This is a genomic window from Nonlabens sp. Hel1_33_55, from assembly GCF_900101765.1.
GTDB lineage: Bacteria > Bacteroidota > Bacteroidia > Flavobacteriales > Flavobacteriaceae > Nonlabens.
The window spans coordinates 2,413,500-2,427,216 of record NZ_LT627735.1; the positions used below are offsets into that span (position 1 = coordinate 2,413,500).

The following is a 13,717-nucleotide window of genomic DNA, read 5'->3' on the forward strand; positions in this document are numbered from 1 at the left end:
ATTATATCTTTGCCAAAATCGACTGAACAATGCTTATGAAAATATGGATGTGCCTCTTATTGACTTTAACCTCAATAACTCTTATAAAAGCGCAGGATGCTGGTGATAAAGACGTGACAGAAAATGGTTGGGCCAATACGGGAAAATTCCAGTTTTTATTCAATCAATCTGCTTTTAATGCAGACTGGACAGGTGGCGGTACATCCAGCATCGCTGGTAGCCTAGCTGTAGATGTTGATCTTGTTTATACTGAAGATCGCATCGCATGGGAAAATTCCATTAGCGCAGAATATGGTTTGACCATCCAGGAAGATGAACGTTTTACACGCAAAACAAACGATAGAATAGAGCTCAACAGCGTTGTAGGTTATGAGGTTCGTGAAAATGATGACACAGCCTATTATTCCTTTTTCATCAACGCAATGACCCAAGCCACAAAAGGTTATGTCTATTCAAAGAATGATGATGGCGAGGTTACTAGAACTGAGCGCACAAATATGTTCTCACCAGGCTACTTTCAAGCAGGACCTGGATTCCTATACAAGAAAAACAAAATGCTAACCTTGAATGTGGCTCCATCCACGGCAAGGTTGATCCTGGTGGATGATATGTTTACCAGCGGTGAGGATTATGAAGATGGCAGTTATTTTGGCGTCGATGCTGGAGAAACTAAACGTTACGAGTTGGGCGCTTCCATTAATGCCATGTACAAATTCAAAATCATGGACAATATTACCATGGACAACAAACTATTGATCTACTCTAATTATCTGGATAAGCCCGGTAATGTAGATATCAATTATGCCACTAACATCAATATGAAAGTCAATGATTACATCAGTGCAAAATTGATTTTCCAGGCGATTTATGATGATAATGCTGTTGGTGCTTTCCAGATACGAGAAGTCTCGGGATTAGGGTTGAATTACACGTTGTAGGGAAGTTTTAGAATGACTTCGCTTTCGCGAAAGCGTAACTACACTAAGTCATCGTTTTTATCAAGGCAGATAGGATGCTTACCCACACAAAATTGAAAACAGATTGGGTTTTATTGCGCTCAGCCTCGCCTTTTCCCTCACGGTATCGATCTCCATTTTTCTCACTGTCTTTAGGTATAAAAATGTTTGCAATACCTGAAAGGAACTTATTAATTCCCTTACCATCCTTTCTCATCACGTCAATCTTGAAATCGTCGTAAGCCATTTTCATGGACGTTTGGGAGGTATTGTTATTACCAGAAATATCAAAGTAAATTTCTTCTAGCGTTCCCGTAAATCCTATGTTAAGATTGGGTTGTGTGAACGAGTTGATATTAGCCGCAGGCATGCGCCCTATATTACCGCTAAACCGGAACGCATCATTGGTATTGTGAACATCAAAAGACCAATCTACATGCAATTTGCTTTGCTGGAATAGACCATTCGCAGTGATTTTGGTAAGCTCGCCTTTAGGTTGGGTATTTCCTACCGTACTCATGGTCAGATCCAGATCAGTAAATTTTATAGAGCCTGCTGGCTGATCAGATTTGAGCTTCTCTTCATAAGTGATCGAGCTATTTTCTACCAGAATGCTATCTACCATAAGATCCATGGATAAATCTCTCAACATTTTACTATAAAGTGGTTTGAAGGTAGGATCATCTGCCACACGTTTATCTCTATATACACCCAGCACCGGCGCGTCTAACTGAATTTTATCCACTGTCGTGAACAATTTAGAATTACTGAACCCGAAATCATATCCCATAACATTTACTACAGGAACCACAAGATCTGTGTAATCATGTTCTCTAGAGATCTGACGTGTGTATTCCTCTTTAGAATATTTTGGCTTGATTGTGAGATCTTGAATGGTAATATCTTTATTGGATAGCTCAATGTGTCCAACTGTCATCACATCTCGCGGACTGATCCTCAAAAACACCGAATCACTAACCAGATGAATATCTCCATAAGTTAGCGGTATACGCTTGCGTATGGTAGAGTCATCTGTACGCACATCCCTCGCGGAAAAAGCGGCTTTAGCAACTCTAAGAACAACCGAATCTCTTGCAGAATCATAAATAGTGAATGACGTTTTGCCTATGTCGATCGCTTTTATTAAAACCGTTTTTTGTAAAGTCGCTAACGGATTTTGTTTGATCGTATCAGACTTTGATGCAGATTTAAACTTATCCTTGAAGTAGGTGATGTTGTTCTTGTCAATCTCAATCTTTTCAAACTGGATTTGATCCTGCACAAAATATTTCCAGTACCCAAAACCCGATAATGAAAGTTTATCAACGGTGGCTCTAGTATGAACCAGTGTATCCATTTGATTAGAAAGCTTGATCTTAATATCACTTATGGCAATGGCACCAGTGATGGCGGTCATGTCGAGATCACCATAGGTGAAATCCAGCTCTGGAGAGAGTTGTTCTGCTAGAAAAGATTCCAGCTTGCTCTTAACTAAGTAGTTGGCATAAAAATATCCACCAATTGTCAATAGCACTAAACCCAAAAAAATGTAGAGTATGATTTTTTTCATGTGCTATATATCGATGGCATTATACATTTAAAAGGCTATTCTTCTTCACCCATGATGTCTGGATATAAGAATGCATTGTATGGGAATCTTGATACATGAATTTCTCTTACTTTATCATATACCTTCTTACGGAATTCCTCCATATTTTCCTTTTCGATAGCACTGATGAAAATAACATCATCACCTGATCTTGACATCCAGGTTCTCTTCCACTCTTCCAAAGAATAGTGAACTGATGAACGTTCTACCATAAGGTCTGTTTCATCATAATCTTCTGGTTGATACTTGTCAATCTTATTGAAGACCATGATAGTGGGCTTATCAATAGCATCAATTTCGTCCAGTATTTTATTTACGGAAGCGATATGATCTTCAAAGGACTCATGTGAAATATCAACTACATGCAACAACAAATCTGATTCACGAACCTCATCCAAAGTAGACTTAAAAGATTCAACCAGTTGAGTAGGTAGTTTACGAATAAAACCAACGGTATCTGTTAATAGAAATGGCAAGTTCCCAACTACCACTTTACGAACGGTAGTATCTAGTGTTGCAAAGAGTTTGTTTTCTGCAAAGACATCACTTTTGGAAACCACATTCATCAATGTACTTTTTCCAACATTCGTATACCCAACAAGTGCGACTCTGACCAGTTGGCCGCGATTACCACGTTGAGTTGCCATTTGCTTATCGATTTTGACAAGTTTTGCTTTTAACAAGGTGATTCTGTCCCTTACAATACGTCTATCTGTCTCGATCTCAGTCTCACCAGGTCCACGCATTCCTATACCACCTTTTTGTCGTTCCAGGTGTGTCCACAACCCTACCAATCTAGGTAGCAGATATTCATATTGAGCAAGTTCAACTTGTGTTCTTGCGTAGCTTGTTTGAGCGCGTTGGGCAAATATGTCTAGAATCAGATAAGTTCTATCAATGATCTTTGCTTCTAGCGCTTTTTCAATATTGCGCTGTTGAGCTGGTGACAATTCATCATCAAATATGACCGTATCGATATCATGAACCTTTACAAAGGCTTGGATTTCCTCTATTTTACCAGTTCCAATAAAGGTCTTTGGATTGGGCTTCGCCATTTTCTGGCTGAACCTTTTACGAACGGTAGCACCTGCCGTAAAAGCGAGGAATTCTAGTTCGTCCATGTATTCATTGAGCTTTTCCTCATCCTGTGATTGGGTGATCACACCTATAAGAATAGCTTTTTCGTACTCGTGATTGTCAGTTTCTAGCATATGTATAAAACAACTTATCTCAAAGATACCTTTATATAGAAGCTTAAAGGTGTCTTTGAGATAAGGTTAAGAATTCGACTCGTTAGTTACGAATTGGCAAGCAGCTCTTCTGCGTTTTGAATCGCTGTTTCAGTTTTGCTTTGTACTCTTTTTATTTCCTCGTATGAAGATTGCAGTACAGGCATCATCTCTTCCATTTCTTCTTGAGTAGATGGAAGATCTGCTTCGTAAGGAAACTTTTCTGTGTAGTCCTTCATCCAGTCCATCATCGCATCGTGAGAATCGTCAAGCTCCACCTGTGCATCAAACAACTGTTGCACTTGATCATCATCCAACTCTGCGCTTTCTAGTTTTTGATCAATCTCCATGGAAAGTTCCATAAGATGACTCATTTCTGGCATGACCTCATCGTGAACTTCCATAGTCTGTTCAGTCAGCTGATCAAACTTATTCATTTCAGTATCGAGCTCTGCAGTCGTTTCTTCCTTACAGGCTGTAACCATTAAAAGTACAGCACATATCCATATCAATTTTTTCATATCTTATTATCTTGAAAATTATTATCCTTAATTAATTGAATGACTTTTAGTTACCAATAAAATTCCATTTATTAATCATGAAACTAAAGGTACTGTCTAAATCAATACAGTTTAGAATTTCTGGTGGTAAGATATTCTGGGCTCATTTGACAAATTGATTAGCAGTTTACTTTAAAAATTCTTTGACTGATTTAGAACCATGGTATAATCCGCGTTAGTTAGATATCTTAATATTTACGACCACGTAAGACGGCTATCAATACTGATTCTTTTATACTAATATTGGACACATGCTTCCCATTGCCTTCCATCCCATTTACAAACATTCATTACCAGATGGTCATCGTTTTCCAATGATCAAATATGAACTCTTGCCAGAACAATTGAAACTAGAGGGAATTGTTAGTGAACAGGATTTTTTTGAGCCTACAAAATTGTGTGACGATATTGATGTACTGCGTGTTCATACCACAGATTATCTAGACGATCTCAAAAACCTAACACTGGACAAGCGAGCTGCTCGCAAGTTAGGTTTCCCATTGAGTGAGCAATTGGTAGAAAGAGAATTACGTATCGCTCAAGGCACTATTGAGGGCTGTATCAAATCCTTAAAAACCAAAGTAGCCATGAATATTGCTGGCGGTACACATCATGCTTACACAGACCACGGCGAGGCATTTTGCCTACTAAATGATCAAGCCATTGCCGCGCGACACCTTCAACATCATGGCCATGCCGATAAGATCCTGATTGTAGATCTGGATGTTCACCAGGGCAATGGCACGGCAGAAATTTTTGCAGGTGACGATAGTGTTTTCACCTTTTCCATGCATGGTGCGGGCAACTATCCCTTTAAAAAGGAACAGTCAGATCTGGACATTGCACTTCCTGATGGTACAGATGATGCCACGTTTCTCAAGGAATTAAAGCAAACCTTACCGGACCTTATCGCAGATCAAAAGCCTGATTTTATTTTCTATCTGGCTGGTGTTGATGTTTTGGCAACAGATAAACTAGGAAGATTGGGCCTAACACCTCAAGGTTGTAGGATGCGTGATGAGTATAGTTTTTCCGCTTTCGCGAAAGCGGAACACATATCAAAACCCTTCATACCTATACAATGCAGCATGGGCGGCGGCTACTCTCCAGAAATCAAAGTGATCATCGATGCACATGTCAATACCTACCGTGCGGCTAGAGACATCCTTCTGTAAGTTAAAGTAGCCAGCGCTTTTGTTTGCTGTAAAAGCTGAAAAACACCAATAAGATATCCAAAAATAATACGGTAAATAGTAAGCTCCAATCGTAATTCTGTTCCATCGATACCGTGATGAATAGTTGAGAATAGGAAGTGTCAATTAATGCAGCAATGAAGGCTAGAATGGCAAATAAGTAAGCCGATTTCCTGCGCCACAAAAGACAAATACTAGATAACGTACTTAGCAACACTGAAAATGCAAGAACGATAACGTACCATCGAGGCATGTTCATGCCCGAACTTGAGGTGTTATTGACAAAAACGTCCAAAACAAATACTACCAAATCTGCAAGGCTCCAAAGCATTAAAAATGCTGCAAGCATCCAGAATATGGCAGGTGTCGCTGTTTGTGATTTCATTGTTTTGTAATCAATAGTTTAACTAGGAACATCATTAAAGAAAATTGGTTTCCAATCTAGCTTGCGAGTAACCCATATTTATCAGGCTATCCATCGTTTTTTGGCAGCATACATCGCAAAAAGTACCAAGATTAAATCCAAGACCAACACTAAGTAAAAGAGTACTTTATCTGATATTCCCACGAGATCTAAAGCTCCCGAATAAACGGTATAACCTGTGCTGATCAATACCGCCAAAAATGAAAATATAGCTAGTGTAACCGCAAATTTCTTGCGCGCCAGTAACATGATACAAGAAAATGTTCCCGCAAATACGGCTATGGCAAAATTATACATGTACCAAACTGGCCGATTGTTATACAGGTCCATTTGCTCCTGATTGAAGGATTCAGTAAAGAGTTCTGGAGCGATTGCCTCAGTCAAGAAAGCGATGAGGCCCATGATATTCCACAAAAGAAGTATTACAGCAAGGATCCAGAACCATACGGCTGGTTTGTTTTTTAAAGTCATGTTGAAATTGGTTTGGTTTATCTAAAGCTACTATTTTTTTTCAATTCGCATATTTCTGGGATTATTTGCGTTGAAGGTTTGGCATCCTTTTAGCTTAATAGCTTCTATTATATTTGAACCCTATGAAGTACCTATTCATTATTCTATTCTCCATCGCTGGTCAAATGGCAACTGCACAAGGCCGTGTTTCCATGAACATTGATGAGCCGCAAGGTTGTAGTGAGTTGCAAAACCAATACATGACATTTCTAATTGATGGTTCTCTACAAAATGCTGCTGTTGTAAAACGTGAGGTTGCCAGACTCAAGCCTTGTGGACTGGACGATTATGATGTGCGGTTTTTTGGTAGGATGGAATCCTTGTCCAGTCTATTAAAAAAGCTAACCCAAGACACTATCATTGACCAGATCACTTATGGCGATCTACTTACAGCCATTAATGACATGAAGCAAACGGCTAATTATATAGATCTTAAAAATATTGCTCTCTTGAGTCAAAAATTAGCTGAAATAAAAGGCAATATCAGAACCTGGGAAAGCGATGTGCAATTATTCAAAGATTTAGGCGCATCCCAACAAGTGATCGATAAAGTGTACCGATATTTAAGAGAACATCCAGAAAATGAAATGACTTATCAGGAATTGCTGATGAAGATGAAGAAGTAAGATTCCAAAAACTATATTTGGCATCATAACGCTCAATAATTATGTCTTCATTTATTTCTTTATCTCTTTCTCGCGGTTTATTTCTATCTCTGATAATTATTTCTTTTTGCGCTAACACCATTCAAGCACAACCCAATGAGGGTAGATTTATTGAAGGATCTATAGGTTTTGGTTTAACGTCACCCAATGAAGAAGACATTGATGTTTTAGGTAGAGGTGTTTTCATTCAAGGCGAGTACGTCATTGCTTTAAAGTCCTGGTTCGGTTTAAGGCCTTATGCAGGGTTTGTCTATACCAATACAGGAGAAAATTCAACAGTAGATGCATTACGAGGATATAAAGCAAATACAACCGCGCTACTTGTAGGAGGTAAAATTAGACTTGCTGCTCCAATTCCTTATGTTGCACCTTATCTAGAAGTGGGTTATGGTGCTTCTATAGGTAAATTTGAAACAGAAACACGCAGATTTGACATTGACAAAACCGGGATTGTAGGTCACATTCCATTCACAATAGGTTTAGCCATAGGTAGAGATCATGAAGTGGAAATTGAATTCACTTACTTCTATCAAGATTCTGTGGAGCAATTTACGGGTGCTGCAGCCATAGGCTTAAGTTTTCCTTTAAACAATACCAAAGCTGAAAACTAAGCTTGATTCATCTCTAGAAACCACATCTACGCTTTATTTCTGCTTACTTTTAAGTAGTGAAATATTTTCGACTAAAATTATGGTTTGCAGTGAGAGTAGCTTTCTTCTCTGCAGTTATATCGTTCCCTACACTGGCTAGCGCCGTGCCGCAAATCACACTAGTAACGTTTGCCACATTTGGTATTCCCATCGGTATTCTTGCATATCATTATTTCTATAAACCAGAGCGTTTTGTCTTTCAAAACTTGGGAATTAGAAAGAGAGAACTATATGTTTTTGCAATAGGTTTTATTTGGCTAATCACAATTCCCTTACTCATTCTTGCAATTCTAGCCATTGGATAAGAATGTGTTCCATATCAATAGCCTTAGCCTTTCTTACGGTAGTAAAACTATCCTGAATGATATTGACCTCACCTTGAAAGCCGGTGAGATTCATGGACTGCTAGGATTGAACGGAGCGGGAAAATCTTCTCTCATGCAAAGTCTGTCTGGCAGTAATAGAAAAGCGAGTTGCTATGCGTTTATAAACGATAATGCTATAAATCTGAAAGCGCAGCATTTGCAATACGTTGCTTTTTTACCTCAAGATCCATTTGTGATGAAAGGCGTGAAGGTTACTGATGTAGTCCAATACTGGTATCCAGATCCCGAGGATCAGGACAAAATCCTATATGAGCCTATGTTGCATTCTATGCACAATAAAAAAGTTGGGGTTTTATCTATGGGCGAACGCCGTTTTCTAGAATTTTTACTGGTTTTCTATTTGCCGCATCCATTTCTAATGCTGGACGAGCCATTTTCAGGATTGGCGCCGTTACAAATCCAGCGCGTGCAAGAACTCATCAAAGAAAAAGGATCCCAAAAAGGAATCCTGATTTCTGATCATTATTTTGACAATATCCTGCAAATTACTTCGCAAAATTGGATGTTGCATCATGCAAAGTTGACTTCTATTGAAGCGAGTGAAGTTCATAATGCTTATCGCAAGCGCTAAATTTTATCTTATAATCACCTGATTTGCCATTTCAATATTTTCATCAGTTTTGGTAATAATTTTTATCAATGCAATATCAGTACTGTTTGGTGATTTAATTTTGCTTTTTACAATCTTAAGAATAAAGTTCTCGTCAATTATATAATCGGTATAATCCTGATCAACGACTTTATCATCTATTTGAAATACCAAAATTTCAGAATTGATTGTCAAATATTTTTTTGCAAGATCACCAAGACTTATTATTTCTGGCCTAAAATCGTTTTTCGTTTTGATATAAACTCTTCCAGGATAATCTTTTCGACTGTGTAGCGACTTTCCTTTTACGACATTGACACTTTCTACATTTAGCGGATCCAATTGTCTGAAAATAGTTTCAGATACTAAAATATCGTTGATGTAAAAGGCAATGTCATCGTTGTGAGAAGTATTATTTAACGGATTTTCTTCAAAAACCTTTATTTCTGAATCTTTTGAATACAGCTCAACAGTTGTATCTGGTGTGAGAAATCGCTGGCCAAAAGTCGGTAGTGCTGCTAGAATTACAATGGATAAAATGATGCACTTTTTCATACTATTCTATTTTTAATTTTAATAAACGTGTAATCAATCCGCAGTCACATATTTCTTAGGTGTGGTCCCATACTTCTTTTTGAAAGCACTTATAAAGTGACTACCAGTGCTGTAACCTACTTTTAGACCTACTTCATTGACATTGTGCTGGCCGCTATCGAGTAATTGTCTCGCATATTCTAGCTTATGGTCCAGTAGGAATCCATAGACCGTATCGCCATAAACTTCCTTAAAACCTTCCTTGAGTTTCTTAAGGGATAAACCTATTTCTAACGCAAGATCTGGTAATGACGGTGGATCAGTCATGCGCTCGATGATGATGTCTTTAGCCATTTTAATTTTGGCCATGTTTTTTTCATCCACTAGAAACGGACAAGATTCGGTATCTGGGTCGTCTTTTGTATTAAAGTAAAGCGACAACAATTCATAGGATTTTCCTTTGAAATACAATCGCTTGATCGCATCATTCAGGTTATAATTCATCAATTGGTGCAGCGCCACTGCCATAGAAGGTGAGACCTTTCCATCCACGTAATATTTCTTATCCCGATTTTCAGCACTTAAAAAACTCACGTGATCTGCATCTGGAGAGAACAGCGAGTGGAATTTCTTGATGGAAACCAGCACCACAACCACCCAGCTATTGGACGCGACATCGATATTCACGGGCAAATCTCTGGTCGGGTTATATAGCAAATAGGAGTTTTGTTCCATCAATGGCAGTTGATAACTACCTTCATTGAACGCCAGCTGTACGCTACCTTTCAAGCAAAAGTGAAATTGAATAAAAGTACGATCTACAGCGTGCTCAAACTTTACATTTTCAGCTGTTTCGTTCTTAATGCGAACGACTTGGAATCCATCTTCTATATGCGTTACCTCAGCAGCTCCTTTAGCGGTATTTTTCATGAATTTATTTATTTGTAATGATTATAAATAGTTCGCTTTCGCAAAAGCGATATCAACGAAAACCTCTATAACCATTGATATCTGACTATTTCAGGTCAAAATTAGCACATCGCGACGAAAATGAAACCTCTAGCGTTATTTTTAACGAAATACTACGATTAATTTTGCGACCAAGTGCAAAAGAGTTCCATGCCGCAAGTTTCGGGAAAATCTTATAAGTTCTATGCCATCGGGATCAGCTATCGCAAAGCTGATGCAGAGATGCGAGGATCGTTTGCCTTGAGCGATACGGGAATTTCCAATTTACTGGAACAAGCCAAAGCAGAAAAAATCCCCTCATTAGCCGTGATCTCTACCTGCAATCGTACAGAGTTGTACGGGTTTGCTCAAGATCCTGACGATTTGATTCAGTTGCTTTGTGCGCACTCGCATGGCACCATGGAAGAGTTTGAAAACATCGCCTATATCCACGAAGAAGATGCAGCCATAAAGCATTTGTTTATGGTAGGTACTGGGCTTGACAGCCAGATCTTAGGTGATTTTGAAATTATTGGCCAGCTTAAACTTGCCTTCAAAAAGTCTAAGAAAATTGGTTTACTCAATGCCTACATGGAGCGCCTGATCAATGCTGTGATCCAGTCAAGTAAGCGCATCAAAACCGAAACCCAATTGAGCAGTGGCGCTACATCTGTTTCTTTTGCCAGCGTTCAGTACATTTTGAATGAAGTGGAGAATGCTCAAGAAAAGAAAATCTTGCTTTTTGGTACTGGAAAAATAGGACGCAATACTTGTGAAAATCTAATCAAACACACACAAAACAAGCAAATCACACTTATCAATAGAACCAAGGATCGCGCAGAGCGCATCGCTGGTAAATTTGATCTAGTAGTACGTGACTATGCAGAATTAGAAGAAGAAATCGCTGGAACCGACATTATGATCGTCGCTACGGGTGCTCAAAATCCTACAGTTTCCAAAAACCTTATCGTTACCAATAGACCTTTGTTATTGCTGGATCTTTCCATACCTCGCAATGTGGATCCTGACGTGAGCGAGTTGGAAAATGTTACTTTGATTCATCTTGACGAACTTTCCCAAATCACAGAAAGCACCCTAGAAAACAGAGAACATTTTATACCACAGGCACAGGAAATTATTTCACAAATCATAGCCGAATTTGACACGTGGCGCGAGTCCCGCAAGTTTGCGCCTACCATGTTTGCGCTCAAGAACAAGTTGTCCATTCTCAAAGATGCAGAGATCAAAAGCAACCGTACCAAAATCAATAATTTCAATCAAGAACAAGCAGATGTTCTTGCAGATCGTATCATTCAGAAAATTGCAGGTCATTTTGCAAATCATTTGCGCGATGAGGATGAAAACACTCAGCAAGCCATTGAATTGCTCAATAAGGTTTTCAAACTAGACGCACAGACTATACCGCATGAGTAAACAGATACGTATAGGAACTCGCGATAGTGAGCTAGCCATGTGGCAGGCGCGCACCGTTCAAAATGAACTGGAATCTCGAGGTCATCAAACCTTATTAGTACCCGTAAAATCTCAAGGCGATCTCAACCTTGACGAGCCTTTGTATGAAATGGGAATTACGGGAATCTTTACCAAAACACTGGATGTTGCACTCGTCAAAGGTGAAATTGATATTGCGGTTCATAGCCTTAAAGATGTGCCTACACAACTACCTAAAGGAATGGTTCAAGCCGCCGTGCTAGAACGTGCTGACCAGCGTGACATTCTAGTTTACAAATCCAGCTTCAATCCAGACGATCACATGACCATCGCGACGGGAAGCTTGCGTCGCAAGTCGCAGTGGTTGAATATGTATCCGTTACATAACGTGGTGGATTTACGTGGTAACGTCAACACAAGACTAGCCAAACTCCAGAACAACACCGACTGGCATGCCGCAATTTTTGCCAAAGCTGGTCTGGAACGCATTAATATTCTCAAGAATTTACGTGGTTCTTATGGTCTGGAATACTCACATCTCGATAGCTTTATTCCTGCACCAGCACAAGGTGCTATGATGGTTGCTGCTATGGAAAATAACGCTGAGGTCGTAGAAGCCGTCAAAGAATTGAACCACCTGGACACGCAAAAATGTGTGGATATAGAGCGCTTATTCCTGCGCCGTTTGGAAGGTGGTTGTACCGCACCTATAGGTGGTTTTGCCCAGATAAAACAAGGCAGACTGCATTTTACCGGCTGCCTATTATCGCTGGATGGCAAGCAACGCATTCAAACCAATGGCATTTCAGAAAGCTTGGATTGGAAAGATTTAGAAGAGTTCGCTTTCGCGAAAGCGGAACACATCTTCAACAACGGTGGACTTCAACTCATGGCAAGTATCAAAGAGGCTCTGAAGTAGATCTCAAGTAATTGCGTAACTCCTGTCAAAAAAAGATTTTCAGAAGCCATTGTCACATTGAGCTTGTCGAAATGTTTTTTCCAATGAAGTTTTTAAATAACGACTCTGCTTCAACAAGCTCAGCCTGACAGTTGCATTAGTAAATCTTATCTCTTTTATCTTCCAGCGCAGCGGTCTTTTGTCTTGAGCGCAGCTAACTTCTTATCTTAGCACTATGAATTGGTTAGACATTGCATTATTGATTTTTTTGTTGGTTGGTTTCTGGAAAGGCTATCTCAATGGCTTTTTTGTAGAATTGACATCCTTAATAGCTCTTGTTGCAGCTATTTACGGCTCCATTCACTTTTCGAATTTTGCTGGGGACTGGTTAATGTCTAATACGGAATGGGACGATTCTACCATTACTATAGCTAGTTTTATCATCACTTTCATTGTCATTATTCTAGTTGTTACCTATGCTGGTAAACTCGTGACTAAACTGGTTAAAACGGTACAGCTAAGCTTTTTGAATAAGATTGCTGGTGGTGCCTTTGGCTTGGTGAAGCTTGCTTTTATAGCTAGCGTTATTTTGATGTTCGTCAATAGTGCCGCTGGTGAGATTGAGATTGTTGATCGCGAGATCAAAGAAGAAAGTATCGTATATCCCTACGTAGAACCCGTAGCTCCATACTTATTGCCTAAAATTTTAGAAGAAGCCGATGAGTTAGACCGAAGGATACGTGGTGTAGAGGATGATGCAGATTCTGAAAAGGAAACTGTTGAGCGAGATACGATTTATTAGAAATCATTATCTATCATTTACTGACCATCACAAGGTGCGGAATTAATTCTGCACCTTGTGATGGTATATGATTATTATATACCTGTGAGAAAAAGGAATTGGCGCTAATTTCTTTCCTATAAGTCCTAAATTAGGATAGCATTTAAATTGCCGAATCTTTAATGAGATTGTACAAATTCAATTGATATCGATATTGGTTCTGATAATGTTTTCAAATCATTTTATGTGGTGATTTTTATCGTGAAGAAACTCTCATCATAAGGTGCGGAATTAATTCCGCACCTTGTGATGTTAATGATGAACTGAAATTAC

16 protein-coding genes are annotated in these 13,717 nt (G+C 39.1%); 9 read left to right on the forward strand and 7 right to left on the reverse strand.

Annotated features, from left to right (window positions below; translation table 11 throughout):
* Positions 1-29 precede the first annotated feature (29 nt).
* Positions 30-938: a DUF3078 domain-containing protein gene (locus BLO34_RS10820; RefSeq protein ID WP_090755248.1), complete on the forward strand. Its 909-nt coding sequence runs from the start codon at positions 30-32 to the stop codon at positions 936-938.
* A gap of 43 nt (positions 939-981) precedes the next feature.
* Here BLO34_RS10820 and BLO34_RS10825 read toward each other — a convergent pair whose 3' ends face one another.
* The 3 genes from BLO34_RS10825 to BLO34_RS10835 form a co-directional block, all read right to left on the reverse strand.
* A complete protein-coding gene (locus BLO34_RS10825) occupies positions 982-2,526 on the reverse strand; it encodes a hypothetical protein (protein WP_090755250.1) in 1,545 nt (514 codons plus the stop codon).
* A 35-nt stretch (positions 2,527-2,561) separates the two neighbouring features.
* Complete coding sequence (gene hflX, locus BLO34_RS10830) at positions 2,562-3,776, reverse strand: GTPase HflX (protein WP_090755252.1); 1,215 nt, start codon at positions 3,774-3,776, stop codon at positions 2,562-2,564.
* 86 nt (positions 3,777-3,862) lie between these two features.
* Positions 3,863-4,315 (reverse strand): hypothetical protein, encoded by a 453-nt coding sequence (locus BLO34_RS10835; protein WP_090755254.1) that lies wholly within the window; start codon positions 4,313-4,315, stop codon positions 3,863-3,865.
* Between the two features lie 290 nt (positions 4,316-4,605).
* Here BLO34_RS10835 and BLO34_RS10840 point away from each other — a divergent pair, with 290 nt between their 5' ends.
* A complete protein-coding gene (locus BLO34_RS10840) occupies positions 4,606-5,529 on the forward strand; it encodes a histone deacetylase (RefSeq protein ID WP_090755255.1) in 924 nt (307 codons plus the stop codon).
* 1 nt (position 5,530) lies between these two features.
* Here the strand turns inward: BLO34_RS10840 and BLO34_RS10845 are convergent, their stop codons facing one another.
* Both BLO34_RS10845 and BLO34_RS10850 read right to left on the reverse strand, forming a co-directional pair.
* Positions 5,531-5,932, reverse strand: a complete 402-nt coding sequence (locus tag BLO34_RS10845) for a hypothetical protein (RefSeq protein ID WP_090755256.1) — start codon at positions 5,930-5,932, stop codon at positions 5,531-5,533.
* Positions 5,933-6,013: 81 nt separating this feature from the next.
* Entirely contained in the window at positions 6,014-6,442 is a 429-nt protein-coding gene (locus BLO34_RS10850) for a hypothetical protein (protein ID WP_090755258.1), read from the reverse strand.
* 122 nt (positions 6,443-6,564) lie between these two features.
* Between BLO34_RS10850 and BLO34_RS10855 the strand changes: the two genes are divergently transcribed.
* The 4 genes from BLO34_RS10855 (at position 6,565) to BLO34_RS10870 (ending at position 8,753) form a co-directional block, all read left to right on the forward strand.
* On the forward strand, positions 6,565-7,107 hold the full coding sequence (locus BLO34_RS10855; RefSeq protein WP_090755260.1) for a hypothetical protein: 543 nt from the start codon (positions 6,565-6,567) through the stop codon (positions 7,105-7,107).
* 41 nt (positions 7,108-7,148) lie between these two features.
* Positions 7,149-7,757, forward strand: a complete 609-nt coding sequence (locus BLO34_RS10860) for an outer membrane beta-barrel protein (RefSeq protein ID WP_090755262.1) — start codon at positions 7,149-7,151, stop codon at positions 7,755-7,757.
* Positions 7,758-7,846: 89 nt separating this feature from the next.
* Complete coding sequence (locus BLO34_RS10865) at positions 7,847-8,101, forward strand: hypothetical protein (RefSeq protein ID WP_157686770.1); 255 nt, start codon at positions 7,847-7,849, stop codon at positions 8,099-8,101.
* Positions 8,094-8,753 (forward strand): ATP-binding cassette domain-containing protein, encoded by a 660-nt coding sequence (locus BLO34_RS10870; RefSeq protein ID WP_090755266.1) that lies wholly within the window; start codon positions 8,094-8,096, stop codon positions 8,751-8,753. The genes BLO34_RS10865 and BLO34_RS10870 overlap by 8 nt, the downstream gene beginning before the upstream one ends.
* 3 nt (positions 8,754-8,756) lie before the next feature.
* Here BLO34_RS10870 and BLO34_RS10875 read toward each other — a convergent pair whose 3' ends face one another.
* Positions 8,757-9,326, reverse strand: a complete 570-nt coding sequence (locus tag BLO34_RS10875; protein ID WP_090755268.1) for a hypothetical protein — start codon at positions 9,324-9,326, stop codon at positions 8,757-8,759.
* Between the two features lie 33 nt (positions 9,327-9,359).
* The gene (locus BLO34_RS10880) at positions 9,360-10,235 is read right to left on the reverse strand and encodes a helix-turn-helix transcriptional regulator (RefSeq protein WP_090755270.1); all 876 of its coding nucleotides are present in this window, start codon (positions 10,233-10,235) and stop codon (positions 9,360-9,362) included.
* A gap of 189 nt (positions 10,236-10,424) precedes the next feature.
* Here BLO34_RS10880 and hemA point away from each other — a divergent pair, with 189 nt between their 5' ends.
* The 3 genes from hemA (at position 10,425) to BLO34_RS10895 (ending at position 13,405) form a co-directional block, all read left to right on the forward strand.
* A complete protein-coding gene (gene hemA, locus BLO34_RS10885; RefSeq protein ID WP_090755272.1) occupies positions 10,425-11,687 on the forward strand; it encodes a glutamyl-tRNA reductase in 1,263 nt (420 codons plus the stop codon).
* A complete protein-coding gene (gene hemC / locus BLO34_RS10890) occupies positions 11,680-12,624 on the forward strand; it encodes a hydroxymethylbilane synthase (RefSeq protein WP_090755274.1) in 945 nt (314 codons plus the stop codon). Before hemA ends, hemC begins: the two co-directional genes overlap by 8 nt.
* 214 nt (positions 12,625-12,838) lie before the next feature.
* On the forward strand, positions 12,839-13,405 hold the full coding sequence (locus BLO34_RS10895; protein ID WP_090755276.1) for a CvpA family protein: 567 nt from the start codon (positions 12,839-12,841) through the stop codon (positions 13,403-13,405).
* Positions 13,406-13,717: the final 312 nt, after the last annotated feature.

Bases quoted from the DNA above. Each gene is read 5' to 3' on its own strand.
- BLO34_RS10820 (WP_090755248.1), top strand. From the start codon at position 30: ATGCTTATGAAAATATGGATGTGCCTCTTATTGACTTTAACCTCAATA.
- BLO34_RS10825 (WP_090755250.1), bottom strand. From the start codon at position 2,526: ATGAAAAAAATCATACTCTACATTTTTTTGGGTTTAGTGCTATTGACA.
- hflX (WP_090755252.1), bottom strand. From the start codon at position 3,776: ATGCTAGAAACTGACAATCACGAGTACGAAAAAGCTATTCTTATAGGT.
- BLO34_RS10835 (WP_090755254.1), bottom strand. From the start codon at position 4,315: ATGAAAAAATTGATATGGATATGTGCTGTACTTTTAATGGTTACAGCC.
- BLO34_RS10840 (WP_090755255.1), top strand. From the start codon at position 4,606: ATGCTTCCCATTGCCTTCCATCCCATTTACAAACATTCATTACCAGAT.
- BLO34_RS10845 (WP_090755256.1), bottom strand. From the start codon at position 5,932: ATGAAATCACAAACAGCGACACCTGCCATATTCTGGATGCTTGCAGCA.
- BLO34_RS10850 (WP_090755258.1), bottom strand. From the start codon at position 6,442: ATGACTTTAAAAAACAAACCAGCCGTATGGTTCTGGATCCTTGCTGTA.
- BLO34_RS10855 (WP_090755260.1), top strand. From the start codon at position 6,565: ATGAAGTACCTATTCATTATTCTATTCTCCATCGCTGGTCAAATGGCA.
- BLO34_RS10860 (WP_090755262.1), top strand. From the start codon at position 7,149: ATGTCTTCATTTATTTCTTTATCTCTTTCTCGCGGTTTATTTCTATCT.
- BLO34_RS10875 (WP_090755268.1), bottom strand. From the start codon at position 9,326: ATGAAAAAGTGCATCATTTTATCCATTGTAATTCTAGCAGCACTACCG.
- BLO34_RS10880 (WP_090755270.1), bottom strand. From the start codon at position 10,235: ATGAAAAATACCGCTAAAGGAGCTGCTGAGGTAACGCATATAGAAGAT.
- hemA (WP_090755272.1), top strand. From the start codon at position 10,425: ATGCCGCAAGTTTCGGGAAAATCTTATAAGTTCTATGCCATCGGGATC.
- hemC (WP_090755274.1), top strand. From the start codon at position 11,680: ATGAGTAAACAGATACGTATAGGAACTCGCGATAGTGAGCTAGCCATG.
- BLO34_RS10895 (WP_090755276.1), top strand. From the start codon at position 12,839: ATGAATTGGTTAGACATTGCATTATTGATTTTTTTGTTGGTTGGTTTC.